General features: G+C 63.3%; 16 protein-coding genes. 11 read left to right on the plus strand and 5 right to left on the minus strand.

The genetic code is table 11. The features are described 5' to 3' along the window. The 3 genes from cysD to PJK54_RS16975 all read right to left on the minus strand — a co-directional run. A partial coding sequence (gene cysD, locus PJK54_RS16965) for a sulfate adenylyltransferase subunit CysD (protein ID WP_271303427.1) occupies positions 1–468 on the minus strand: 468 nt, incomplete at its 3' end. Positions 469–624: 156 nt separating this feature from the next. Then, a complete protein-coding gene (cysQ, locus tag PJK54_RS16970) occupies positions 625–1,464 on the minus strand; it encodes a 3'(2'),5'-bisphosphate nucleotidase CysQ (RefSeq protein WP_271303428.1) in 840 nt (279 codons plus the stop codon). A 186-nt stretch (positions 1,465–1,650) separates the two neighbouring features. After that, positions 1,651–3,411 carry an SLC13 family permease gene (locus PJK54_RS16975; protein ID WP_271303429.1) on the minus strand — a complete coding sequence of 587 codons (1,761 nt, stop codon included), beginning with the start codon at positions 3,409–3,411 and terminating at the stop codon, positions 1,651–1,653. 418 nt (positions 3,412–3,829) lie between these two features. Here PJK54_RS16975 and PJK54_RS16980 point away from each other — a divergent pair, with 418 nt between their 5' ends. The 11 genes from PJK54_RS16980 to PJK54_RS17030 all read left to right on the plus strand — a co-directional run bounded on the left by PJK54_RS16980 (position 3,830) and on the right by PJK54_RS17030 (position 23,285). Further along, positions 3,830–6,172, plus strand: a complete 2,343-nt coding sequence (locus tag PJK54_RS16980; RefSeq protein WP_442870692.1) for a capsular polysaccharide biosynthesis protein — start codon at positions 3,830–3,832, stop codon at positions 6,170–6,172. Between the two features lie 72 nt (positions 6,173–6,244). Beyond that, a complete protein-coding gene (locus PJK54_RS16985) occupies positions 6,245–7,600 on the plus strand; it encodes a capsule biosynthesis protein (protein ID WP_271303430.1) in 1,356 nt (451 codons plus the stop codon). A 197-nt stretch (positions 7,601–7,797) separates the two neighbouring features. After that, a complete protein-coding gene (locus PJK54_RS16990; protein ID WP_271303431.1) occupies positions 7,798–8,691 on the plus strand; it encodes an SDR family NAD(P)-dependent oxidoreductase in 894 nt (297 codons plus the stop codon). Between the two features lie 127 nt (positions 8,692–8,818). Beyond that, positions 8,819–10,570, plus strand: coding sequence for an LTA synthase family protein (locus tag PJK54_RS16995; RefSeq protein WP_271303432.1), 1,752 nt, complete (start codon positions 8,819–8,821; stop codon positions 10,568–10,570). Further along, positions 10,567–18,687, plus strand: coding sequence for a type I polyketide synthase (locus PJK54_RS17000; RefSeq protein WP_271303433.1), 8,121 nt, complete (start codon positions 10,567–10,569; stop codon positions 18,685–18,687). The genes PJK54_RS16995 and PJK54_RS17000 overlap by 4 nt, the downstream gene beginning before the upstream one ends. 257 nt (positions 18,688–18,944) lie before the next feature. Further along, positions 18,945–20,285: an aminotransferase class I/II-fold pyridoxal phosphate-dependent enzyme gene (locus PJK54_RS17005; protein WP_271303461.1), complete on the plus strand. Its 1,341-nt coding sequence runs from the start codon at positions 18,945–18,947 to the stop codon at positions 20,283–20,285. 434 nt (positions 20,286–20,719) lie between these two features. After that, positions 20,720–21,292 carry a hypothetical protein gene (locus tag PJK54_RS17010; protein ID WP_271303434.1) on the plus strand — a complete coding sequence of 191 codons (573 nt, stop codon included), beginning with the start codon at positions 20,720–20,722 and terminating at the stop codon, positions 21,290–21,292. Then, positions 21,289–21,648 (plus strand): hypothetical protein, encoded by a 360-nt coding sequence (locus PJK54_RS17015; protein WP_176494480.1) that lies wholly within the window; start codon positions 21,289–21,291, stop codon positions 21,646–21,648. The genes PJK54_RS17010 and PJK54_RS17015 overlap by 4 nt, the downstream gene beginning before the upstream one ends. Beyond that, complete coding sequence (locus tag PJK54_RS17020) at positions 21,635–22,411, plus strand: hypothetical protein (protein ID WP_271303435.1); 777 nt, start codon at positions 21,635–21,637, stop codon at positions 22,409–22,411. The genes PJK54_RS17015 and PJK54_RS17020 overlap by 14 nt, the downstream gene beginning before the upstream one ends. Before the next feature lie 62 nt (positions 22,412–22,473). Further along, positions 22,474–22,785: a ParE family toxin-like protein gene (locus PJK54_RS17025; RefSeq protein WP_176494477.1), complete on the plus strand. Its 312-nt coding sequence runs from the start codon at positions 22,474–22,476 to the stop codon at positions 22,783–22,785. Beyond that, on the plus strand, positions 22,782–23,285 hold the full coding sequence (locus PJK54_RS17030; RefSeq protein WP_271303436.1) for a glycine-rich domain-containing protein: 504 nt from the start codon (positions 22,782–22,784) through the stop codon (positions 23,283–23,285). The genes PJK54_RS17025 and PJK54_RS17030 overlap by 4 nt, the downstream gene beginning before the upstream one ends. Positions 23,286–23,882: 597 nt before the next feature. On the opposite strand, the gene PJK54_RS17035 is transcribed toward PJK54_RS17030, so the two are convergent. Beyond that, entirely contained in the window at positions 23,883–24,533 is a 651-nt protein-coding gene (locus PJK54_RS17035) for a DsbA family oxidoreductase (RefSeq protein ID WP_271303437.1), read from the minus strand. 114 nt (positions 24,534–24,647) lie between these two features. After that, positions 24,648–25,955, minus strand: a complete 1,308-nt coding sequence (locus tag PJK54_RS17040; protein ID WP_271303438.1) for an O-antigen ligase family protein — start codon at positions 25,953–25,955, stop codon at positions 24,648–24,650. Positions 25,956–25,962 lie beyond the last annotated feature (7 nt).

Below are 25,962 nucleotides of genomic sequence, written 5' to 3' on the forward strand. Positions count from 1 at the left end.
CTTGGCGCGTGAAGCTTCCTCGTCACGACGCGCACCGCCGAAGGCCGCATCGAAACCATGCTTGTCCAGCGCCTGCTTCAGGGACTGGGTCTTCATGATGTCGGTGTACTTGGCGCTGCCGTGCTCGAACGGGTTGATGTTCGCCTCGACACCTTCCTGATTGATGTGCTCGATCAATTCCATGCCGACTTCCGCGGCCATCTCATCGCGGAACTTGATCATCTCCTGGAATTTCCAGGTGGTGTTGACGTGCATCAGGGGGAACGGCGGCACGCCCGGCGCGAAGGCCTTGCGCGCCAGATGCAGCATCACGGCGGAGTCCTTGCCGATGGAGTAGAGCATGACCGGATTGGAGAACTCGGCTGCCACTTCACGAATGATGTGGATGGACTCGGCCTCGAGCTGCTTGAGGTGGGTCTGACGTTCCGGTGTGATACCGAGTTTTTCAGCCGTGGACGATGCTGTCATTACAGATTCCTTGAGATCACTCTGCTAGTTGTTCCTGCCCTCTTCACTCGCAGACGAAGCCGCACATCCTGAAGAAGACCACGTATCCTTGACATCAGACTGACATGTACAGACGTCAGTCCTGTGACGCCGTGGCGCATCCCGCGCAGTCGGGCATCACGCCCAGGGGGCTGCCGGTCTGGCGCACACGATGAAATAGGGATTCAGCACGCTATCGTGCTGGTTGTAACGCAGCGCCTTGCGGGTCTCGGCATTGAGCACCTGCCCACCGGCAGCCTCGACGACGGCATGTGCCGCGCCGGTATCCCACTCACAGGTCGGGCCGAGGCGCGGGTAGAGATCTGCCGCCCCTTCCGCCACCAGGCACAGCTTCAGTGAGCTGCCCATGGCGACGATATCGCAGGCATGGAAATCGGCGACGAAGGCCTTGAAGTCATCGCTCTGGTGGGAGCGGCTGCCGACGATGCGCCAGCTGTCCTGCTCACCGGGCACCTGAGCGACGGAAATCGCCTGGCGCTCGCCCTCGCCGACCTGCTTCTCGGCGATGGGCGCCTGGCCCTCACTCTGTTGGGCACCCACATAAAGCGTCTCGATGGCCGGGGCATAGACGACGCCCATGGTCGGCACGCCCTGCTCGATCAGCGCGATATTGACGGTGAATTCGCCATTGCGCTTGATGAATTCCTTGGTGCCATCCAGCGGGTCCACCAGCCAGTAACGCGACCACTCGCTGCGCACGTCCCAGCGGATGTCGGCATCTTCCTCGGACAGGATCGGCGTGGCGCCGAACTCAGCCTCCATCTCCTTGAGGCCCTCGACGATGACGGCATGGGCCGCACGGTCTGCCGTGGTCAGCGGGGAGTCATCCGCCTTCATGTCGACAGTGAAGTCGCCACTCTCATAGATGTCCATGATGGCGGCGCCGGCCTTGCGAGCAATCGACTCGAGCGCGGTCAACATCGCGCGTGTGGTACTTGCCGCAGTCGTGTCTGTCATGTGCCTTCCTGTGCGTATTGATGTCTTGTACTGAGTTCAATTGTGTCGCTGATGGCTGAGGTGATACGCGCCTGTGCCGCCATCGGCGTTCTATTGTTTCGGCCATGTCCTGCCAGCGGCGCCACATCGCCTCGCCTGATACAGAGGCAAGAAACCTGCCATCACCGGCTTTCCCGGGTCCCCGGTCTAACCAGTGAATGGCCAGATCACGGGAATCAGGACGACGGATGTCACCCCGACGATGAGGCTCATCGGCAGCCCGACCTTCATGTAATCCGAGACCTTGTAGCCACCGGGCCCCATCACCATCAGGTTGGTCTGATAACCCAACGGTGTGAGGAAACTGGCTGAGGCAGCAAACATGATGGCAATCGCATAGGGCATCAGGGAGACGCCCATCTGCTCGCTCACCGCCATGGCGATCGGGAACATGAGCACGGCGGCGGCATTGTTGGTGATGATCTCGGTGAAAAGCGTCGTGGTGAGATAGACCAGCACCAGCATCAGGAAGGGAGAGCCACCGCCGAACTGCATCAACTGGTCAGCCACGATCTGGGCTGCACCACTATCGGTCATCGCCTGGCCCAGCGCGAGGGCGGCGGCGATCACGACCAGCACGCTGCCATCGATGCTGGCACGCGCCTGGGCAGCAGGCAGGCAGCCGGTGAAGACCATCAGAATGGCGGCGGCGACAGCGGCCTCGACAAGTTCGACCATGCCAGCCAGATGCGTGACGATCATCAGGCTCATGATGGCGAGTGCGATGGGTGCCTTGGTCAGGTTGGGCATGCCGTTGCCGTCCAGGGTGCTGACCAGCAGGAATTCGCGGTTGTAACGGTGCAGGCGCGTGAAATCGGCCGCGGCTTCCAGCAACAGGGTGTCCCCGGGACGCAGCACGATGTCCCCGACCTTGCTGTTGATGCGCTCACCGTCCCGCGAGACAGCCAGCACCACGGAGTGATAGCGGGTACGAAAACGTGCTTCCTTGATGCTCACCCCGACCACCGGTGAGCTGGGCGCGATGACGGCTTCGACCATGCGGCGCTGGTGGTGGTCGAGATCCAGCCCGGCCGCATCGCTCTCGAGCCCGCGGAAGGCGCGGACTTCATGGGCGGTATCCGCCACACCGACGAAGATGAGGCGATCGCCTGACTGCAGGATGGTGTCAGGCCCGACCATGGACAGCAGCTTGCCGGAGCGTTCGATCTCGGCCAGATAACCGTACTGCAGGCTGCGAAGCCCCGCCTCTTCGATGCTCTTGTCGTGCAGTGGGCCCTTGTCGGCGACACGCATGGCCACGGAGTATTCGCGACCATTGCCGAGCTGCTCGACCAGTCCCTTGCGCTGCGGCAGGAAGCGCCAGCCTACCAGCACCATCCAGAGCGTGCCCGCGATGAGTACCGGGATCCCCAGCGCCGTGATGTCGAAGATGCCAAGTCCGTGCTGCTTGGCCTGTGACTGCAGCAGGCCATCCACCACCAGATTGGTACTGGTGCCGATCAAGGTACAGGTGCCGCCGAGAATGGCGGCGTAGCTCATCGGCATCAGCAGACGGGAGGGAGAGATCTTCATGCGCGCGCACCAGCCCTGAACGAGACCGATGAACAGTGCGACCACGGGAGTATTGTTGAGGAAGGCACTCAACAGCGAGGTGATCGGCATCAGGCGTGCCAATGCGGAAGACGGTGAGGTGGGACGCCCGAGCAGACGCTCCAGCATCCAGCGCAGCGCGCCGGTCTCCTGGACCCCGGCCGCCACCACGAAGAGTGCGCCGATGGTCATGATCCCCGGATTGGCGAAACCGGACAGGAAGGTGGTAGGAGAAATGACACCCAGCAGGATCAGCAGCACGGCGGCGGCCATCATCAGCCACTCAGCGGGCCAGCGGTTCCAGATCAGTCCTGCCAGCACACCTATCGTGACGACGAGTGTAATGACAGCATCCATGTGCTGCGCGATATCCATCTACAGATGTTCCCTTGGCATCCTGCCGCTTCTCGTTTCTGCTCAGCGCGTTCATTCGTGAGGTGCATGACCCACCGAGCTTGGCGAGGAGACATTCTCTATCGAAGCGGGACACATTAGCAGCAAAGCTCATGCCACTAAAGCATGCAGTTAATAAGACTGACTTGAGGCAAAACGCTCAGACTAATCATTTGCCTGCTACCAGTTTCATCCACGAAGACTTTGATTGAATTCATTCGTCACTTTGCGTACTTTCCCTATTTGCGGACTCTGCGTCAACGGTAATGCCGCAAGAGCGGCAAGGACGTCGCCATCACCACGAGTGAGTAGTCACTTTTTTTCAGTGCAACGGATATCTTGCATGCTGGGCGCAATCAAAAAACACGGATGGTGGCTTTTCATGCAGTCTCGCTGCGCCTTTCTCGCTGACTCCCCGGACCACCGGCCCCCCCCGACTTGCGGGGTCTCCCGGCAGACACTGTGCTTTTCACGTGGAATCCTGCGCCAGCCTCACCTTGAGGCTTTCATTCCGGAGCTGTTGCCACTGAAGAAGGCCGGTGTCTCGGCATCTCTCGGTGCGACATGCCGTTCGCCTGCATGCCACCACCCCTCGTGTCGCCCGAAAAACGCTGCTGCCACCCCACCTGCGACCGGCAAAAATGTAAGAAAATCACCACTTTTTGCATGTTTACCTCGCCAGAAAACAACGTCCATCAAGGCCACTTCTTCCCCTTCGATATTCGGCTTTAGTAGTACAAAAAATGCTAATGTATGCAGTATTTTCCGCACTGAATCCAGCGCTGTCGTCGGATGGGGACACAAGGCAACGGCGACTCAGGCGCGCGCGTATGCCCGGCGACATGCGCTGCCCTATATCGCATTGGAAGATGGCTTCGTGCGCTCACTCACGCTGGCAAGTGCAGGCTACCCCGCCATGTCGATGGTGGTGGATCATCAGGGCATCTATTACGACGCCCGCCAGCCGAGTGACCTGGAGCAGCTGATTCTTGAGGCGCCTGAGCGTCAGGACGAGGCGCTTCTGATGCGTGCCCGCACTGCCATGCAGCGTCTTCGCCACCAGCGCCTGAGCAAGTACAACCATGCGCCGGAGCGACAGCTGCCCGCCAGAACGAAGGCGCGGCGTGTGCTGGTGGTAGACCAGACATCTGGCGATGCCTCGATAGAAGGCGGCATGGCCACGCAGGCGACCTTTCTCGCCATGCTGAGAGAAGCCTGCGCTGAGCGGGAGGCCGAGGTGTGGGTGAAGACACATCCGGATGTGATCGCCGGCAAGAAGCAGGGCTATCTGGTGGAAGAGGCACGCCGACAGGGGTGTACCTTGCTCAGCGACGACATCAATCCCTGGTCACTGTTCGAGCAGGTGGATGCCGTGCATGTGGTGACCAGCCAGCTGGGCTTCGAGGCACTGCTGGCCGGCTTGCCGGTGACCTGTCATGGCCTGCCCTTCTATGCCGGCTGGGGGCTGACCGAGGATCGCCAGGCATGCGAGCGCCGCGGCGAATCACGACGTCTGGAACAGGTCTTCGCCGCGGCGTACCTCGAGTATTCACGCTATGCCAACCCCTACACCGGGGAGCGCGCTTCGCTGGAGGAGGTCCTTCAGCTGCTGGCAGACCAGAAACGAGTCGCTTCACGCATGGCAGGACAGTGGCAAGGGCTGGAGTTTTCCGGATGGAAACAGAAGTTCATCGGCTTCTTCCTGGGACCATGGTCGGAACTTCGCTTCGAGAAGCATCCTGAACGCGCACTGGAGCGTCTCACTCAGCCGACTGCTTCCGCATTGCCACAGAAGGTCCTGAGCTGGGCTGGCCGCACGCCCCCCGAGCGCCAGGAGAAGGTCAGATCAGCCGGCGGCGAGCTCTGGATGATGGAAGACGGCTTCCTGCGCTCCGTCGGCCTGGGAGTGGACCTCACCCGCCCCCTGTCGCTGATCGTCGACGACAAGGCGATGCATTTCGATGCCCAGCGTGCCAGCACGCTGGAGGACTGGCTTGAGCACCACGCGCTTGACGACGCCGAACTTGCGCGGGCGCGTCGTCTGCGGGAGCGCATCATTGCGCTGGGACTGAGCAAGTACAATGCAGAACATGACGCCCTGCCGGACCTGCGGGCCCTGGCCGGCGAGCGCGAGATCGTGCTGGTGGTCGGCCAGGTGGAGTCGGACGCCTCGATCCGTCATGCCTGCCCGGGCATCAAGACCCACCGTGAGCTTCTGGAAGCGGCGCGGGAATTGCATCCTGATGCCTACATGATCTACAAACCGCATCCTGACGTTGTCTCTGGTGGGCGGCGCGGGGAGATGTCCGGCGAGAATACGCCAGAAGACCTGGTGTTGACATCAGGCGATATCTGCCAGCTGTTCGAACAGGTCGATCATGTCCACACGCTGTGTTCCCTGGCGGGCTTCGAGGCACTGTTGCGCGGAGTGGAAGTCACGACCCACGGGCTGCCGTTCTATGCCGGCTGGGGGCTGACCCATGATCGCGTCAGCTGTGAACGTCGCACACGGCGCCTGAGTCTTGATGCGCTGGTGGCGGGAGCCCTGATCGAGTACCCACTGTACGTGGACCCGGTGTACGGGCATCACTGCAACGCCGAGACGGTTGTCACGATTCTGGAACAACAACGCACCATGCTGAGAAATGGCACCCGCAAGATCACCCTGCCTTGGAAAACAAGGCTCTACCGCGGCTATCGTGCGCTATTCATTGGAAGGCACTGACCTATGCAACAAGGAAGTCTGGCGTTGCCGAATCATCATTCTCCCCTGTCGGGCGGCTCTGAAGCGCGCGGCATGGCATCGCTACAGCCGCTGTTCAAGCTGTCGGAAGATATCGGGGTGATGCATCCGACCACGCAGAACGCGCCTTCCTCTCTGCTGACACCCCCACCTGTCGCGCGTCGCATTCCCGGTGGTGGACAGCGGCGTGTCTTCCTGCTGTTGCAAGGGGTCTGCTCGCCCTTCTTCCTGCATCTTGCCCACAAGCTGAAGCAGGATGGACACGAGGTCATCAAGGTCAACTTCAACAGTGGCGACAGCTTCTACTGGCGCCACGACAAGGCCTACGCCTATCGCGGCCGGAGTGAAGACCTCGGCGAGTGGATCGCCGAGCTGTGGCGCAGGCACCACGTCACGGATCAGGTGCTGTTCGGGGATCGTCGTCCCGTGCACCGGGATGCCGTGCTCAAGGCGGAATACTTCGGGATTCGCACCCATGTCTTCGAGGAAGGCTACTTCCGCCCCTTCTGGGTGACGCTGGAGCGCGAGGGGGTCAATGGCCACTCCCTGCTGCCGCGTGATCCCGACTGGTTCCGTGAGGCCGGCAGGCAACTGGACGACGCGCCCACGCCGCAGCGCTTCAAGGCCTCCTTCTGGGAGCGCGCCCGTCATGACATGACCTATCATCTGGCCGGTGCCGCCAATCCACTGCTGTTCCCGCGCTATCGTCCGCACAGCATCAATGCCGCGGAGGAATACTGCGGCTATGCCACGCGCCTGCCGTTGATGCGCTGGTACAAGCGGCGGGATGCCGGACGCATCGAACAGCTGATGAACAGTGGCGCGCCCTTCTATCTGCTGCCGCTGCAGCTCAATACCGATGCCCAGATCCGTCATCATTCGCGCTTTTCCAACATGCAGGAAGTCATCCAGCGAGTGATGAAGAGCTTTGCCCTGAACGCTCCGCGTGGGGCGCGCCTGGTGATCAAGAACCACCCACTCGACATGGGACTGGTGGATTACCCGAAGCTGATCCGAGAGCTCGAGCGCCGCTATGACGTGATCGGCCGCATCGTCTATCTGGAAAGCGGCAATCTCGAGACGCTGCTGCAGCATGCCAAAGGCATGATCACCGTCAACAGCACCACCGGCAATGTCGCGCTGCAGTATCGCTGCCCGACCTACTGCATGGGCGACCCGATCTTCAACCTGCCCGGCCTGACCTTCCAGGGCAGCCTGCACGAGTTCTGGACTCAGGGCGAGAAGCCGGACACCACACTGTTTCGCAGCTTCCGCAACACCGTCATCCATACCGTGCAGCTCAATGGCGGCTTCTACTGCAAGCCGGGCATGCAGCTCGCGGTGACGGGAGCCTCGAAGATACTGTGTGCCGAGCGCTCGCCGCTTGAGCAGATGTTGAGTCGCTGCTGATCCTGCCTCCGGGCCGAACATCGAGATCGTCGTTGGCAGGGATGCCACCGTTGATCATGAGTGCGCCATCAGGCGCCTTGCAGAGCCGGAACCCCCGAAGGCAGGCCGCGTGTCTGCCCCAGGGCCACAAGAAGAACGACCATGAACAACGCAAGGGAACTGCCGACCGTGAGTGTCGGGATTCAAGGGAGACGATCATGACGGCAATGCCCCCGCAGCAGCCTGACACCCCGGCACCGTCCGCACGGGATGACGCAACGACCACCGAGCAGCGTGAAGGAAAGCAAGCTCCGGATGGCGCACCGCAGCAGAATTCGCGTCCTGCCACTGCCCTGCGCCGCGTGCTGATCACGGGCGCGACCGGCGAGATAGGCGGTGCGCTCGCGCGTGCCTATGCCGCCCGGGGCACCACGCTGATCCTCACCGGTCGCAAGCAGCGCAAGCTGGATGCCATTGCCGGCGAATGTCGCGCACTGGGTGCCGAGGTGGAGTGCACGGTACTCAACCTGTGCGATGAAGAGACACTCTTCACCTGGCTGGATGAGGTCTGCGCACAGGGAGTGCCGGACATCGCCATCGCCAATGCCGGCATGAACACCGACATCGGCCCCCAGGGCAATGGCGAGCGCTGGGAAGACGCGCGTCGCCTGCTGCAGACCAACGTGGTGGGCACCTTCGGCATGGCGCATCATCTGGCCATGGCGATGAAGGCGCGGGGCAGCGGCCAGCTGGTGCTGCTCAGCTCGCTTGCCGCCTGGCACGGCCTGGCACTCACGCCGAGTTACAGCGGCAGCAAGGCGGCGGTGAAGGCCTACGGGGAAGGACTGAGAAGCTGGCTGAAGCCGTTCGGGGTCGGCGTGACGGTGGTGATGCCCGGCTATGTCACCTCCCCGATGTGCGAGGCGATGCCGGGCCCCAAACCCTTCGAGATGCCCGCCGAGCAAGCCGCACGCCGCATTCTCAAGGGTGCGGCACGCAACCGGGCCCGCATCAGCTTCCCCTTCCCGCTCAATTTCGGCTGCTGGTGGCTCAGCGTGCTGCCAGCCGGTATCTCACAGCGTCTGCTGGGATGGTTCAATTACACTCACTGAATGGCTGCCTCACCCCCACCCTGTCCGACGCATGCCAGGCATCGCGGGCAGGGCTCCAGACGGTCGCGATCTGCGCCAGAACATTACACCGCTGCTGCCGTGGCAGCGCTAACGAGGTCGGCATTACATGGAGTTTGTCATTGCGTTCGTGTCTTTCATGGTCTGGCCACTGCTGGCAGGGCTGCTGGTCACGCTGGTGCTGGAGCATCTGATCCTGCGCCAGATGGACTCGGCACCGGTGGTCTTCTGGCGCCGGTCCTGGAGCGCCCAGCTCGCCCATGTGGGGTATTGGTGCGCGAGCTGGGCGCTCTGCACCCTGATCACGCAACGCCCGTGGTTTTCCGTGGTGGTCGTCAATGCCCTGTGGCTGGTGGTGCTGCAGGTCAGTCACACCAAATACGTCTCGCTGCGTGAGCCTTTCCTGAGCCAGGACTTCGAGTATTTCACCGACGCCATCAAGCATCCCCGGCTATATATCCCCTTCTTCGGCATCGGCCTGACGATTGCCGCCCTCTGCGCCGGCGCACTGGCGATCGGGACGGGTCTGTGGCTGGAACCCGCGATGGGGTTCTCTGCGCGCTACGCCGATGACACCAGCGCCTGGCTGGTACCGATGGTCGCCCTGCTGCTGGCGAGCGGCGCCATGACCTATGCGCTCGGCAATCGACTGACTCGAGACATCATGCTGTTCCCGGAGTATGACCTACGTGAGCGCGGCATGGTCGCCTATCTGTTGGCATACGCTCGCCTGGCCCGTCGCCCGCTGATGCCGGATCACGATCCCCTGCAGGCGGCTGGGCAGACGGCGCGTGAGGCGCTGGAGGCGATCGGCAACGAAGCTGCACCAGGCTGTCTGCCCCACGTGGTGAGCGTTCAGAGCGAATCCTTCTTCGATGCCCGCCGCGTCTACCCCAAGGTGCGCGATGACCTGCTGCCGAATCTGGACCGCTGTCACTTCACCGCCCTGTCTCAGGGGCTGCCCTGCGGGCGGCTGGCCGTACCGGCCTGGGGCGCCAATACCGTGCGCACCGAGACGGCCTTCCTCACCGGCCTGACCGCCGAGCAGCTCGGCGTGCACATGTTCAACCCCTACCATCAGCTGGCCAGGCGTGATGTCTCCAACCTGGCCGCCAGCTACAAGGCGCTGGGCTATCGCACCCTGTGCATCCACCCGTATCCGGGTACCTTCTATCTGCGCAATCAGGTGCTCAAGCGCATGGGCTTCGATGAATTCCTCGACATCGCGCACTTCAGCGATGCCGACAGGTGTGGTCAGTACATCAGCGATGCCGCCGTGGCCGCCAAGGTGGAAGACTGTCTGCTGGCCGCGGGCGATACCCCGTTATTCATCCAGGTGATCACCATGGAGAATCACGGGCCGCTGCATCTGGAGACATTGGACACGGCTCGCCTGCCGGAGTGGCATGACGGCGATCTGCCGGACAACTGTCAGGAGCTCGGCATCTATCTGCGTCACCTGGTGAACGCCGATGCGATGATCGGCCAGCTGACCACGTCGCTTTCCAGACTGCCGCGCGGTGGGCTGCTGTGTTTCTATGGGGATCACGTACCGATCATGCCCGAGGTCTACGCGACCCTGGGAGAACCCAATGGCGTGACCGATGGCTTCATCTGGTCCAGCGCCCTGCCGGAATCCGACGACACCGCGCGCCAGACCATGGCGACCGTGCGCGACGAGGACCCGGAGCTGATGGAATGGGCCCTCGACTGCGATGGGCCTTTCAAGACTGACGAGCAATGCCGCAAGGGCGACCCGCGCGTCACCAATATCGACACATTAGGAAGTGCGCTGCTGGAGGCGACCGCCCGTCATGCTCGCCACAGCGCCGCGACTCAGAAGTTCAGGAGCCTCTCATGACCCGACGCGTTGCCATCATCGGCGCTGCCAGCCGTTTCCCCGGCACCACTCAGGCCACTCTGTGGGACGACCTCCTGGCCGGCAAGGACATGGTGACCGAAGTCGCCGATGACCGCTGGAGCAAGGACTCCCTCCTGCACCCGGACAAGAAGGCACCGGGGATGAGCTACAGCTTCGCCGCCGGCTCGCTGGGCGATATCTCGGGCTTTGACCCGGCATTCTTCGGCATCAGCCCACGCGAAGCCGCCAACATGGACCCCCAGCAGCGCATGTTGCTGGAGATGAGTTGGGAGGCCATCGAGCACGCCGGCATTCCCGCCGAGAAGATGCGCGGCTCGCGCTGTGGCGTCTTCATGGGCGTGGCGAGTCTCGACTATTCCTATCGCATGGCGGATGACCTGAGCGCCATCGGCCCGAATACCGCCACCGGCAACACCTCCAGCGTGGCCTCCAACCGCCTGTCCTATGCCTTTGACCTGCATGGGCCGAGCCTGTCGCTGGACACCGCCTGTTCCTCGTCGCTGGTCGCCTTCCATCAGGCCTGCCAGTCGATCCGCAGCGGCGAGACCGACATGGCGCTGACCGGCGGCATCAGCCTGCACCTGCACCCTTACGGCTTCCTGATCTTCTCCAAGGCCACCATGCTCTCGAAGACCGGCCGTTGTCAGGTCTTCGATGAGGCGGGCGATGGCTACGCGCGCTCCGAGGGCGGCGGCATCTTCCTGCTCAAGGATCTCGATCAGGCACTCGCCGATGGCGACCGCATCCTCGCCGTCGTCGCCTCCTCGGTGGTCAATACCGATGGCTACAAGTCCGGCCTGACCGTGCCCAACCCCGCCGCGCAGATCCAGCTGATGGAGCGCGCCTGTGAACTGGCCGGCGTGACGCCTGACGAGATCGATTATCTCGAAGCCCACGGCACCGGCACCGCCGTCGGTGATCCACTGGAAACCCGCGCCATCGGTGCCGCCATCGGCCAGAAGCGCTCAAGCCCGCTGCCGATCGGCTCGATCAAGAGCAACATGGGCCACCTGGAGACGGCCTCCGGCGTGGCGGGGCTGGCCAAGGCGCTGGGCGTGATCGCCCACCGCGAGGTGCCGGCCACCATCAAGATCCAGCGTCTGAATCCGAAGATTCGCAGCGACGAGTGGAATCTCGACATTGTCACCCAGCCGCGCAAGCTCAAGGCCTCCGGCCGTCTGGTGGTCGGGGTCAACTCCTTCGGCTTCGGCGGCGCCAACGCCCACGTGCTGCTGGAAAGTGCCCCCGAACCGGCGGTAGCGCAACCGACGACTGACGGCGACCAGACGCCGCCGCTGCGCCTGAGCGCCCGCTCCCCCGAGGCCCTCAGACAGATGGCGCGCGAGCTGGCTGAGCACCTGCGTGAGACGCAGGCGCACGATGCCGCCCCGAGCCTCTACGACCTCGCCTGGCACCTGGCGGCCCGCCGTGAGCATCACGTGCACGGCGCGCTGCTGAGTGCCGACAGCCTGGAACAGCTGATCGGGGACCTCGAGACCCTGGGCGGTGAGGCTGCGCTTGGCGATCATCCGCGCATCACCCTGGCGGACCGCCTCGCCCCGCTGCCCGCCGAGAGTGACAATGGTGCCTCGCCGCGCAAGGCGGCCGGCGCGCCCTCCCTCACTCGTGAGCGTGGGCCGGTATTCGTGTATTCCGGCAATGGCTGTCAGTGGGCCGGCATGGGTCGCACCCTGATGCAGGAATCCGCCAGCGTGCGCGCCTGCCTGACCCGACTGGATGCGGCCTTCCGCGAGTTCAATGGCTTCGAGCTGCTCAAGGAACTGGACGGCAGCCTGGCCGAGGACGGCGAGAACCGCCTCGACGCCACCGAGATCGCCCAACCGACCCTGTTCGCCCTGCAGGTGGCGATCACCGAATGGCTGATCGAACGCGGCATCCAGCCGGTGGCCGTCACCGGCCACAGCGTGGGCGAAGTGGCGGCGGCCTGGGCCAGCGGTGCCTTGAGCCTCGAGCAGGCGACCCGCGTCATCTTCCAGCGCAGCCACCATCAGGGACGCACCCGCGGCAGCGGCGCGATGATGGCGGTGGGGCTGGGTGAGAGCGAGATGTGCGAGTGGCTGGAACAGCCACAATGGGCCTCGCTGTCACTGGCTGGCATCAACGGCCCGCGCGGCACCACGCTGGCCGGCGACCGCGAACGGCTCGAGGCCCTGAGTGCCGAGCTTTCCGCACAGGGCACCTTCGCCCGCGTGCTGGGGCTCGACTATGCCTTCCACAGCCCGGCGATGGACCCGATCAAGGACGGCCTGCTCGCCTCCCTCGAAGGGCTGACGCCGCGCGCCACTCGCATTCCCTTCCTCTCCACCGTCACCGGCAGCGTGATCGAAGGCGAGCGCCTGGACGCCAGCTACTGGTGGGAGAACATCCGTCAGCCGGTGCAGTTCGAGGCCGCCGTCACGCGTCTGGTCAGCTGGCAGTCCGCCAGCGAGGCGGACCTTGGCCGTCATCGTCTGCTGGTCGAGATCGGTGCCCATCCGATTCTGCGCAGCTATCTGAATGATGTCCTCAAGGCGCGCAGTGACGAGGCGCCGGCGGGACAGGTACTGGCCAGTCTGGAACGCCGCCATGACGGCCTGGAAGCGCTGGAGCATCTGCGCGGCCGCCTGCTGCTCTCCGGTGCGGTGGATCTCACTCGTCTGTTCCCGGTGGCCGGTCGCTTCGTCGATCTGCCGACCTACCCCTGGCAGCGCACGCCGTGCTGGGTGAAGACCACCAGCGAAGGCCAGCGCCTGCTGGAACGCCATTACGTGCATCCGCTGCTCGGCTATCGTCTCGCCCAGCAGCAGCTGACCTGGGAGGCGCAGCTCGATACCCGCAAGGTCGCGTGGCTGGCCGATCACCAGGTCGGCGAAAGCGCCGTCTTCCCGGGTGCCGGCTATCTGGAGCAGTGTCTGGCGGCCGCCCACGAATGGCAGGCCGCCAGCGCGGAGGAGGATTCCCTGCCCGACGTGCTGGATCTCGAGGACTTCGAGATTCGCGCCCCGCTGCTGCTCGATGACACCACCCTGCGCCTGACGCGCCTGTCACTCGACAGCCGCAACGGTGCCATGCGTCTGGAAAGCCGCGAGACCCGCGCCGAAGATGCCGACAAGTGGAACCTGCATGCGGTTGCGCGCGCCTTTACGGCCACACGTGGCCGTCTGCTGGAGCGTCGCGCCCCGGCGTTGCCCACGCGTGCCGCCGACCTGGATCGCGAGGCCCACATCGCGGCCGCCGCCCAGCTGGGCCTGCATTACGGCCCGCACTTCCGCGCCGCCGAGCAGATCTGGGTCGAGCATGGCAGCGAAGGCGCAGTCAACAGGCACACCGTCGGTGCTACTCCGCATCCGCAGGTGCTGGCGCGCTTCGCGCTGACCCCGGAAATGCTCATGCAGGACGGTGACTTCCACCTGCACCCCGGGGTGCTCGACAGCGCCTTCCAGCTGTTCATCCCGCTGCTGGGCGTGCTCCAGGGCCAGACGGCCGCCAGCGATGGCATGGCCTTCGTGCCGGTGCGGGTCGGCCGCCTGCAGGTGCGTGAGCAGGTACGTGCCTCACAGATCACTACCGCCCGCGTGGTCCTGCGCTCGCGCGGCCCGCATTCGCTGTGTGCCGATTTCGAGCTGTACGATGCTGACGGGCGCGCCGTGGCCGTTGCCGAGGAAGCGCGCTTCCGGGCCGTGCGGCTGGGTCGCGATGGCACGGCCCACCTCGATTATCTGGATATCGCCCTGACGGCGGCGCCGCATCCGTTGAGTCCGCGCCCTGCCGCCGCCCTGGCGCTGGAATCGCTGGTCGCCGAGGCGATGGCGCCCGAGCTTGCCCACAGCGACGACACCACTCATCCGCTGGAAGACAGCCAACGCTTCCGTGATGAGCTGGAGCCGCTGCTCGACAGCCTGATGCTCGCCAGCGTGCACGAGACACTGATGCGCCACGCGGCGCCGGGCGATCCGGCAGCCCCGCATCTGGATCACGAGGCGCTGTCCCGCTGGCAGCGCCGCAGCCCGCTGTTCACTCGCGTGCTGCTCGACTGGGCAAGCGCCCAGGGCCTGACCGAATCCCGCGAGAGCGGCGACTGGCAGATCCACCCGCTGGACCTGCCGGCGGCCCGCGACATCTGGCAGCTGCTGGTTCGTGACTATCCGGGGCAGTTCCCGCTGACGCATGCGGCAGGCCGTCTGCATCTGCACCTGGACGAATGGCTCAACCGTGGCATGCCGATGGGCGGCACACCGTTGGGCGGTACCCCGTTGGATGGCGCCGAGGCAGATTCCGCGGCGGACGTGTTGGATGATACCGAGCAAGCCTCGCCTACCGCTCAAGTCTCCGGCGTGGAGGGCCTCGCCACTGACACCCTCACCCAGGACGCAGAAGCGGCGCTGGCACAGTTGCGCCAGCCGTTGATCCCCACCCTGCTCAAGACCGCCGTTGGCAATACCGGCTGGCAGTGGCTGAGCGCGCAGCTGGATCAACGTCTCGCCCGCAGCCTAGGTGAACTGCCCGCCGGCCAGCGTCTGTCGGTGCTGGAACTCGGTGCCGGTGGCCCGTGGCTGGGACAGCGACTGGAAGCACTGCGTCTCGCCGACCGGCGTGAGCCGTCTTTCGATGCGCTGGATTACACCTTCCTCGCCGCCAGCCAGAGTGCGTTCGGCGAGGCCCAGCGCCTGCAGGAAGACCTGCCGCTGATCGATGTCACCGCCAGCGAGGGCTGGGAAAGCCCCCAGGCGCCGGTACAGGTCGCCATCGTGCATCTGGACATGGAAGCGCCGTCTCAGGCCCGCGAGCTGCTCAGTCAGCTGGTGCAGCGCCTGGCCCCCGGCGCAGAGGTCCTGCTGTGTGGCTGCGAGCCTGCCGCCTGGAGCGGCCCGATACTGGCACTGGATGATGGCGAGCAGCTGCGCAGTCATCCGGGCATGGTCCAGTGGCAGCGTCTGCTCGGCCAGCTTGGCCTGAGCCTGCCGGCGACGGATACCAGCGCGGCCTCGATGTCCGGCGCCTGGTGGCTGGCCGCGAGCAAGGCGATGGTCGAGGATTCCGCTCAGTCAGACGCGCCACAGACGTCTCTGAAGATCGCGCTGCTGGATACCCCACAGGCGGCTGCGGACCAGGCGCTGATCTCGTCACTGTCGCAGTCCCTGGAGGCGCGAGGCCATCAGGTGGCGCACGTGACGCTGCCGCTGCAAGACACCCCGGAGGCGCTGTTCGCTCGCTTCTCGAGCGTCGATCATCTGGTCGCGCTGCCGGCCAAGGCCAGCGACGCCGCTGCCACCAACGCCCGGCAATGTGCCCGCCAGCAGCTGCTCACCGAGATCACCCAGGCCTTCGAGGCGGCGCAGGAACAGGATGACAGTCTGGTGGCGCCGACCCTGTGGGTGCTCACGCATGATGTGGCCGCCATGTGGCAGTCGCCGCCCTCGGGGGATGCGACGGCGACCGAGGCGCCTGCCGATGCCGCCAGCTGGGGCTTTGCGCGCAGCCTGGCCAACGAGAGCCAGTCTTTGGATATCCGCCTTCTGGACACGCCGGTACTGGGAAGCGACGCCGTCAGCACGTCAGCCTTGATGAGCGCGCTGGTACAGGAAATCGAAGCCCCGGATCACGAGCAGGAAGTCGTGCTGGATGCCAATGGCGCCCGCTTCGCGACGCGCCTGCGTCAGGTGACAGCCCCTGCACAGGCAAGGCTCGCGATGACCGCCGAGCAGGCGTCCCACGAGACGGCGGCAGGCCAGAGCGAGACAGACAGAAAGGATCGCCGCAGCGTGAGTCTGGGCTTCAGTCAGCCGGGCCAGCTGCGCAATCTCGAGTGGCAGCCGCGTCATCTCCCCGAGGTGGCACGCGGTGATGTCGAGGTACGTGTCGAGGCCACCGGCCTCAACTTCCGCGACGTGATGTACACCCTCGGGCTGCTGTCGGATGAAGCCATCGAGCACGGCTTCTCCGGCCCGAGCCTGGGACTCGAGTTCTCCGGTGTGGTGACACGCGCCGGTGACAACGCCGAATTCGCGGTCGGTGAGCGGGTGGTCGGCTTCGGCCCCGCCAGCTTCTCGGACCGCCTGGTGATCGCGGATACCGCGCTGGCCCGCGTGCCTCAGGGCGTCAGTCTGGAAGCGGCAGCGACCATCCCGACCACCTTCTTCACCGTCTACTACGCCCTCAAGCATCTGGCGCGTCTGGAAGCCGGCGAGAAGGTGCTGATTCACGGGGCTGCCGGGGGGGTGGGCATCGCGGCGCTGCAGATCGCCGAGTGGCTGGGCGCCGAGGTGTTCGCCACCGTCGGTTCGCCCGCCAAGCGTGACTTCCTGGCGCTGTTGGGCATCGAGAACGTCTATGACTCGCGCAGCCACGGCTTCGCGGAGGACATCCTGGCCGACCTCGCCGCCCGCCAGCAGCGCGATCCGAGCGTGGATGCACGTGGTGTCGACGTGGTGCTCAACTCGCTGGCCGGTGAGGCCATCGTCCAGAATCTGCGCGTGCTCAAGCCCTTCGGGCGCTTCTGTGAGCTGGGCAAGCGTGACTTCTACGAGAACACCCCGATGGGGCTGCGCCCATTCCGCAACAACCTGAGCTACTTCGGTATCGACTCCGATCAGTTGATGAAGGAATGCCCGGGCCTGACCACGCGTCTGTTCCGCGAGATGATGGCGCTGTTCGAGGATGGCACCCTGGCACCGCTGCCCTACACCACCTTCGATGCCAGCCAGGTGGTGGAAGCCTTCCGCTACATGCAGCAGGCCCGTCAGATCGGCAAGGTGGTAGTCACCCAGCGCTCCCTCTCTGCACCGCTGAGCGAGGCGCGGACTGCCTTGGAGGCTTCTGCCTCGGCCGCCCTGCCCGGCGATCTCCATCTCGACCCGGCGGCCAGCTATCTGGTCACCGGCGGCCTCGGGGGCTTCGGGCTGCGCAGCGCCGAGTGGCTGGCCGCACAAGGCGCGCGTGAACTGGTATTGCTGGGGCGCTCAGGCGCTGCCAGTGACGAGGCTCAGGCAGGTATCGCGCGTCTCGAGGCACAAGGCGTGCGCGTGCATGCGCTGGCCTGCGATGTCGCTGATGAAGCGGCGCTCACGGCCGTGTTCTCACGCTTCGTCACGTCGGCGGATGCCAGTGAGGCGGAAGATGCCATCGCGCCGCTCAAGGGCGTCATCCATGCCGCGGCGGTAATCGACGATGCGCTGATCCGCCATCTGGACGCCGAGCGCATCCAGCGAGTGATGACCCCGAAACTCGAGGGCGCACGCCTGCTGGATCGCCTGAGTGCCGAGCATGCGCTGGACTTCTTCGTGCTCTACTCCTCGGCAACCACGCTGTTCGGCAATCCCGGTCAGAGTGTCTATGTGGCAGCCAATCACTGGCTGGAAGGGCTCGCCGCCAATCGTCGTGCGCGTGGCCTGCCAGCCACCTGTGCCCGCTGGGGGGCGATCGAGGATGCCGGCTTCCTAGCGCGCAACGAGAAGACTCGCGAAGCACTCAAGAATCGTCTGGGCGGCGATGCGCTGATGGCGGATCACGCCCTGGCCTGTCTCGGCGAGATGATCGTCTCGGATCAGCAGGCGCTGGCACTCGGCCAGCCGGGTCGCTCGCTGGGCGTGCTGGAGCTGGAATGGGGAGCGCTGGCGCGCTTCCTGCCCACGGCCGCAACACCGCGCTTTGACGAGATCGCGCGGCGCGCCGGAGACGATGACGGCAGTCAGGCGCAGCAGGACGATATCGCCGCGGCCCTGGCGGGCTTGAGCGGTGAGGCGTTGCAGACCGCCATCGTCGAGATCCTCAAGGGCGAGCTGAGCAAGATTCTGCTGATCGACGTGGCCGCCATCGACGTCAACAAGAGCGTCTATGACATGGGCTTCGACTCGCTGATGGGGGTCGAGCTGATGACGGCGGTGGAGGCGCGTCTGGGCATCAGCATTCCGGTGATGATGATCAGCGAGGCTGCCACCCTGTGGCGTCTGGCAGAGCGTCTGATGCACAAGATGAGCGCGGCCGATGGCGAGGACGCCGAGAGCAGCAGTGAAGATCAGGCCATGGCGCAGCTGGTCAAACAGCACGGTGGCGATGCCATTCCCCAGGGTGAGCGCGGCGAGATGGTCAGCAAGTAGCCGCCGGGAGGATGAGACGCGGACGAAGACGGCAGGACGGTGACGGCGAGGCGAGACTGGCGCCGGCTCCCGTCTTGCCGTAACGTCCCAGTCATATCGTCACAGGTTCGCGCCGCCTCCAACGGCGGCGCCGACATGCATCACGTACCCGACGGGCGGGGAGCCACGGCTCTCGCGCCCGTTTTTGGGTCAGCAACATCGTGAAAGGAATTCGACTCTTGGCATCACGTCATACCCCCGGATCTTCCACCAGTGACATGAAACAGCAGTTGCTGGACAAGGCCCGTGCACGCCGTACTCGCCCCACCACCGCACAGGCTCAAGACCCCGAAGACGACATCTTCGCGCACAGGACAACCGCTCCAATGGAGATCAGCGATGACTTCGTGCGCTTCGATCGCCAGCCCGGTTATCAGCAGCTGAGCATGATGCAGCAGGCCGGCGCCGCCTTCGGCGTGCCGGAGCCCTTCTTCCGCGTGCATGAAGGCTGCGCTGGCGCCACCACGCGCATCGATGGGCGCGAGCTGGTCAACTTCGCCAGCTACAACTACCTCGACTATTCCCGTCATCCCGAGGTGATCAAGGCCGCGGCCGAGGCGGCGGCCCATTACGGTACCTCGGTGTCGGCCTCACGCGCCGTCTCCGGTGAGCGTCCGATCCATCGCGAGCTGGAAGCGGCGGTGGCGCGCACCTACGAGGTCGAGGATGCGGTGGTGTTCGTCAGTGGTCATGCCACCAACGTGTCCACGCTGGGCTATCTGCTCGGCCCGAAGGACCTCATCCTGCATGACGAGTGGATCCATAACAGCTCGCTGGTGGGGGCTCAGCTCTCCGGCGCTCGTCGCATGCCCTTCGCGCACAACGACCCGGACGCGCTGGAAGCCCTGCTCAGCAGTCAGCGCGGCAAGTTCGAGCGCGTGCTGATCGTCACCGAAGGCCTCTACAGCATGGACGGCGACGTGCCGGACCTGCCGCGCCTGATCGCCCTCAAGCAACAGTACCGCTGCTGGCTGATGGTCGATGAAGCCCACTCCTTCGGCGTGCTCGGGGAGCGTGGGCTCGGCCTGAGGGAGCACTTCGACATCGCTGCGCGTGACGTCGATATCTGGATGGGCACGATGAGCAAGACGCTGTCCGGCTGCGGTGGCTACATCGCCGGCTGCAAGGAGCTGGTCAGCATGCTGCGCTACTTCGCGCCGGGCTTCCTCTACTCGGTGGGCATGCCGGCGCAGGTCGCCGCCCCGTCACTGAAGATTCTCGAACTGCTCCAGGGTGACGATGCCAGACAGCGCATCGCCCGCCTGCATGCCGTCTCCGGCTACTTCCTCACGCGCGCCCGTGCGCTAGGGCTGGATGTCGGGGACAGCCTGGGCGTCGCCGTGGTGCCTGTCATCCTTGGCAGCTCCCTGGTGGCGGCGCGCCTCTCCAACCAGCTGTTCGAGGCCGGCTTCAACGTCCAGCCCATCCTGCACCCCGCCGTCCCGGAGAAAAGCGCCCGTCTGCGCTTCTTCCTCTCCTGCGAGCACACCGAAACCCAGGTGGACGCCGTCCTCGAGACCCTCATCCAGCAGCTGAGCGACATCAAGGCAGGGCTCTGAGGGTCGTCAGTCCACACGTGACGGATCGATCAGTTCTGCCATTTCACACCCCGGAACGAAAAACGCGGCCCTGCTGAAAAGCGGGGCCGCGTGCGTCATGGGGTATGCGTTCACTCTATACAGCCATTGCGAAACGAGTATCTGATCCTGTCACTTCAAACACCGTTCAATATCGTCCTGATACCTGACAATTGGTGATGCCAATATTTTCCATTCAAATAAATCAGTATTTCGTAAATTAAACTCTTGGCCAATAACCAAAATAATCCCGCAACTCGTTATCGTATCCTGTATATTCTCGCTGAGATGATCACGCCAATGACTGACATGGTTCCTTGACATCTTTTATACAGAACTTTCAGGGACATGAAAGTGATAAGCGCATCACGAAGTCATATCTACACTCATGCAACGATTACATGGACTTATGCACGATGTCTCAATCTGGAAATCTCTCCCTGACCGGGAAAATCGACAATGGGATCTCACGAATCCTCTGTCAGATATTGAATACCCTCAAGACCCTCCTGCTCTGGCTCACCGGCCTGATGATAGTGGTTCTACTCCCTTTCGCCATCTTCGAGTACGGTGAAGGCCTGGCTGACATGTCACTCCTGGAATGGGCATTCGTGGTGCTGTCAGGCCTGCTGGTGTGGCGTCATGTCCATTACTGCCAGCATTTCTCGACAGGCTTCTGGAAAGGGGCCAGTCGCTTGCTGGTGTCTCTGGGAATCCTCACGGTGGTGGAACTGGTCGTGATTGGCCTGTGTGAAATATTTCTCTGGCAGTCAGAATATGAAGAGCTCCCGAAGCAGTATCTTCTCGAAGATGATCCGCTCGTCAAACTGGCCACTTATGCCACGTTGCTGATTGCCCTCTATCTGGCAGCACCTACTGGGCTCCGCAGCACAGCGACGAAAGATGAGCAGCAGGACGAAAAGCCCTCTCTTTCCCCCGATGAGGCTGATTCAGCCACGAGTGATACTTTCAAGGAGCCCACACTGTGAAAACCCCATACGGTCAATACTCATTCATCGCTTTCCTCGTGACGCTGGCATTCACCTCGGCCACGCCTGCCCAGGCCAACAAGCATTCGGAACGCCTGATCCAGAGCTGCAACGAGCTGGTGGGAATCTATGCCGAGAGAGATAAACAGAACCTGCTGGCAGGTGTCACGACAAGTGTCTCGGAAGCCCTGCAAGCAGGCTACTGCATGGGCGTGCTGGATGAGTATCGTCGTCATGACAGATGTTACTCCCATGACTGGTTCACTCAGGCTCAGAAGATAGCGGAGATGTCGGTTGGCTACAGCGAGCGCATCTCGGTCAACGAGTTGCTGGAGTTCTCCTGTGAGCGAAGCTGACAAGGATAACTGGCGCGAAATATCGTCTGTATACGAGGACTTGCTCTGCCGCAAGGTAGGCTTGAGCAAGCCCCTCAGTCAGCATGGCAAGCTCCTGAACTCGATCAAGACACTGGTCAATGCTCTGAGTCCTTCTCTCAAGCAAAAGGACGATGTCTGTCGCAAACCCGACCGCAGCAAGACGCAACACCTGCGCCTGGATTACACACCGCTCGGGCATGGCTGTGACAGCCGGAACCGGGTGCAAATCCACCCAGGCGACATCACGCTTCTCTGGAATGCCATCCTGCTTCAGGGAATCTTCGGTGAGCCAAAGCTCGTCATTCAGCTCCTGGAGCAGAAAGCCAGGCGACAGGAGCTGGTCGAGTGGGCACGTGAGCTGTTCTTCGAGCGCCAGTCACTGGCAGGACTTGGCCTGTTGCGTCAGGAGATGATCCTCTTGCTGAATCGATTGCCTGATGCCGATCTCACGTCAGAGGAATTGCCCAACCCCTTTGCCGATGCGTTACCGCAGATGGGCCTCGGTCACCTGCAGGGCAACGTACTCAAGGGACTGGCCGCTCAGACAGCGGCCCTCTCCCAGGGGGATAGCATGATGGCTGCCTACTTCAGGGGAGATCTTCAGGAGGCCTACCAACAGGCATGCCAGCTGAAGACGGACAACGAGATGCTGGTGAAGTATCGCGGCCTGATCCTCCGTCAATACAAGGACGCTTCCTCCTTCGACGCACTGCTGGACACCTTCCGAAAAAAAGATTGTTGAAGCATGCGTGTTGTGGAATCCACAAATAAATACTGGTTTCGTCAACCAAGACGGAGCCAGTCATGCCAACCATCGATACCATCCTCGCCCGCTGTCCCCATGAGGTCAGCCGCTGTTACCAGTCCAAGGCCATCCAGATTGATCACGCCATGGCCAATGGCACGCCCTACCGATCACTTGGCGGAAAACGCCTGCGCTGCCGCAAGGGCTATCTGCGCTTCAAGATCGGGCATGCCTGGCGTCTGCTTTACCAGCTGACTGCCAATGGCTATGAGCCCTGCGCCCTGATCAGTCGTCAGAGTTTCGACCGTGAGATGAAACGAAGGCGGGACATCAAGTTCTGCAATCCCCCCTCACAGGAGTCATGCTCATGAATGCCATCGTTTCTCTGAACCAACCCCGTGTGGATCGTCACGGACTGGACATCAATGTCAGCCGTCTCGACCTTGCTCGTCTGAAGCACAAGTACACGGCCTCCAGCGAAGCCGAAATGTCGGTGGAAGCCTGGGACCAGGCGGAGCGTGAGTATCGCCGCTTCCTGTCACTCAAGGCCTTCTATCCTGCTGTCTCGCTCGTGCCCAGCAAGGAGGTCGATGCCTTATGGCATGCACACATCCTGGACACACGTGCTTACCGCGAAGACTGCCACCAGGTATTCGGTCGCTTCATTGACCACTACCCCTACTTCGGTATCTACGGTGAAGACGACTACCAGCAATTGAAGGATGCCTTTGCACAGACGGTAGCGCTGTATGAAAAACACTTTGGCGCCTACCCGGGTGGCGGCACTGAATCACAGGCGATGCGTTGTGAAGGACATGCCTGCCACGTAGGTACCACGTGTGCTTGTCGCGTAGAGGGAGCCTGCAAGTAAACGCCGTCTACAGGCATCTGAAATCTTCCAATAGAACATCTTCAATGAGAGCTATCACAATGAAAAACACGACCAAGACTCACGCTCCAGCATCCAAGGCCCCTGCACGCAAAGCCCCGGCTCCGAAAGTGCCGAACGGACCGAGCACGACCGGCAATCCCTCCGGCGGTCGCCGTGGCAACAACCCGCCCAAGAAGGCCCAATCTCCGGCGCCTAAAGCCCCTGCTCGCAAAGCCCCGGCTCCGAAAGTGCCGAACGGACCGAGCACGACCGGCAACCCCTCCGGCGGTCGCCGTGGCAACAACCCGCCCAAGAAGGCGCAATCTCCGGCGCCTAAAGCCCCTGCACGCAAAGCCCCGGCTCCGAAAGTGCCGAACGGACCGAGCACGACCAGCAATCCCTCCGGCGGTCGCCGTGGCAACAACCCGCCCAAGCGTGCTTGAAGGTAGTGTGTCTGAACTCTGCTGAGTGATTGACACACCCCGGAACGAAAAACGCGGCCCTGCTGAAAAGCGGGGCCGCGTTTTTGTCACGGGATCGTCATTACCGAAAATCAGTGCCTCAGTGACACCTCAGTGACACCTCAGTCGGTGAGGCTCAAGCCTGATCTCCCGAAAGCTCGCTCAACACCTGCTCGAACACGTCTTTAGGCTGGGCACCGTTCAAGGCGCTGCGACGATTGAAGACGAAGGTCGGCACGCTGGAGATGCCCATCTGCTGCCAATGGGCTTCGCGCGCCCTTACCTGCTGGAGGGCTTCCGGGTCGTCCAGCTGTGCCAGACCTTCGGTGGCATCCAGTCCGACCGCAGCCAGAGAGTCCGCCATCACGGCGCGGTCCGACATGTCCTTCTGCAAGGTGAAGTAGTCAGCGTAGAACTGCATCATCAGGTCATGCTGCATGCCCTGTTCGGCGGCGTACTCGAGCAGGACGTGGAGCTCGAGGGTATTCACCATGCGCATGTCGTCGAAGAAATTGAAGACCAGGCCTTCCTCGGCTGCCAGTGCGGTCAGATTGCGACGTGCCTCGGCACTGGCCTTGGGCGTGGTGTCGTACTTGCGCTCGATATGGGCGCGCAGATTCTCGCCATGTGCCGGCATGTCCGGATTCAGCTCGAAGGGCTGCCATTCGATCTCGACGCTATCTTCCAGGCCGAGTGACTGAATGGCGCTCTCGAGGCGCTTGTAGCCGATCACGCACCACGGGCACATCACGTCGGAGACGATGTCGATCTTGAGCTTGTCTTGCATGTCAGTTCTCCTGAGCGGTGAAGCAGCCTCCTTCACCCCACGTGAATAGTCGTGAGCGATTGCTCAAATTTTGCGCGTACTGTAGACCCGTCACCTTCGCAGGTCAAAATACTCTCAGGGTGCCTGCAGTATCTCGAGGCGTCGCTCGTGGGCGCGAAGCGTGCCCCACACGATCGCCAGCCAGAAGGCGTAGACCATCACGCCGCTGGCCTGGGAGAACATCACCCAGGTCATCCCGAAGTCGAGAAAGGTCAGCGGCAGCAGCACGCCGGCGACAGCCAGTGAGCGCAATGTCAGGTCGTCACTGTCCAGGCGACGGTAGAAGAGTCGCAGCGGCACCAGATAGAGTGCCAGCAACGCCAGCAAGCCCAATACTCCGCGCTTGACCCAGGCATCGAGAAACTCGTTGTGGGGATGCTCATAAGGTTGGACATGGCGACTCAGCTCTCCCCGCTCGATCATCGCATCACGCGCCTCGGCATACCCCGTCTCGCCCCTGCCCAGCCACGGCTGCTCGGCGATCATCAGCAGAGCCCCCCGCCACATCTCGAGTCGCGCCCCCGCGGAGGTGCCGGCATTGCGGTCCTCCACGTACTTCGTGACATCCGAGACACCGGCTTCGACACGTTGCTGGATACCGGTCGCCGGCGTCATCACCATCAAGGCGATCACCCCGGCGCACATGAAGACGCCCAGCCTGAGCACACGGCGTGAAATCACCTCACCATAACTGCGATACAGCACCCAGGCCGCGAAGGGAAAGCCGATCCAACCGCCGCGTGTCCCCGACATCAACGAGCCGATGATGCCGAACGCCCCGCCAACCAGCAGCGCCAGTATCCAATAGCGCCGCCGGGCACCTGCCTGACTCATGGCCCAGCCGAGTCCCGCGAGACACATCAGCCCCATCAACATGCAGATATCGCCGAAATTGATGGTATTGGTAAAGCCACCGGCGCGGTGCACGCCCCACACCAGCTTCTGCCACATCGCCCAGCTGCCGGTCAGCACACTGCCGAGGATCAACCCACCCCACATCGCCCCGAGCGACGGAGGACACGACAACACCAGCAACAGCACCGGCACAGCCAGCAACAGGCGGATAGGCACGCCTGCCGTCTGCCACGCATCCCCCTGCAGCAGGATGCTCACCAGCAACAAGGCTGCGAGGCCCGCCATCACGCCGATGACTGTCACGTCCTCCGTGCAAGGCGCGCGCAGCAGCGTGCGCGGCTCGCGCAGCAACCCATAGCCACTGAGCAACACCAGCAGTGCCGGCCCGATGCTATAGCCAGAGGGCACGACCAGACTGAGCAGACCGAACAGGAAAACGCCGCAGGACACGGGGCGCGACGTCACCGAGGAAACATCGGCTTGAACGGGGGATGAAGCTGAACGAGCGAGGGAATCGTATGACGGCATACCTGGC

Source organism: Cobetia sp. MMG027 (assembly GCF_027947415.1).
Classification (GTDB): Bacteria; Pseudomonadota; Gammaproteobacteria; order Pseudomonadales; family Halomonadaceae; genus Cobetia; species Cobetia marina.

Excerpts from the sequence above, each read along its gene's own strand:
- PJK54_RS17035 (WP_271303437.1), bottom strand. The coding sequence starts at position 24,533 with ATGCAAGACAAGCTCAAGATCGACATCGTCTCCGACGTGATGTGCCCG.
- PJK54_RS16985 (WP_271303430.1), top strand. The coding sequence starts at position 6,245 with ATGGCATCGCTACAGCCGCTGTTCAAGCTGTCGGAAGATATCGGGGTG.
- PJK54_RS16975 (WP_271303429.1), bottom strand. The coding sequence starts at position 3,411 with ATGGATGCTGTCATTACACTCGTCGTCACGATAGGTGTGCTGGCAGGA.
- PJK54_RS17000 (WP_271303433.1), top strand. The coding sequence starts at position 10,567 with ATGACCCGACGCGTTGCCATCATCGGCGCTGCCAGCCGTTTCCCCGGC.
- PJK54_RS17005 (WP_271303461.1), top strand. The coding sequence starts at position 18,945 with ATGAAACAGCAGTTGCTGGACAAGGCCCGTGCACGCCGTACTCGCCCC.
- PJK54_RS17010 (WP_271303434.1), top strand. The coding sequence starts at position 20,720 with ATGTCTCAATCTGGAAATCTCTCCCTGACCGGGAAAATCGACAATGGG.
- cysQ (WP_271303428.1), bottom strand. The coding sequence starts at position 1,464 with ATGACAGACACGACTGCGGCAAGTACCACACGCGCGATGTTGACCGCG.
- PJK54_RS16995 (WP_271303432.1), top strand. The coding sequence starts at position 8,819 with ATGGAGTTTGTCATTGCGTTCGTGTCTTTCATGGTCTGGCCACTGCTG.
- PJK54_RS16980 (WP_442870692.1), top strand. The coding sequence starts at position 3,830 with ATGCAGTCTCGCTGCGCCTTTCTCGCTGACTCCCCGGACCACCGGCCC.
- PJK54_RS16990 (WP_271303431.1), top strand. The coding sequence starts at position 7,798 with ATGACGGCAATGCCCCCGCAGCAGCCTGACACCCCGGCACCGTCCGCA.
- PJK54_RS17025 (WP_176494477.1), top strand. The coding sequence starts at position 22,474 with ATGCCAACCATCGATACCATCCTCGCCCGCTGTCCCCATGAGGTCAGC.
- PJK54_RS17030 (WP_271303436.1), top strand. The coding sequence starts at position 22,782 with ATGAATGCCATCGTTTCTCTGAACCAACCCCGTGTGGATCGTCACGGA.
- PJK54_RS17040 (WP_271303438.1), bottom strand. The coding sequence starts at position 25,955 with ATGCCGTCATACGATTCCCTCGCTCGTTCAGCTTCATCCCCCGTTCAA.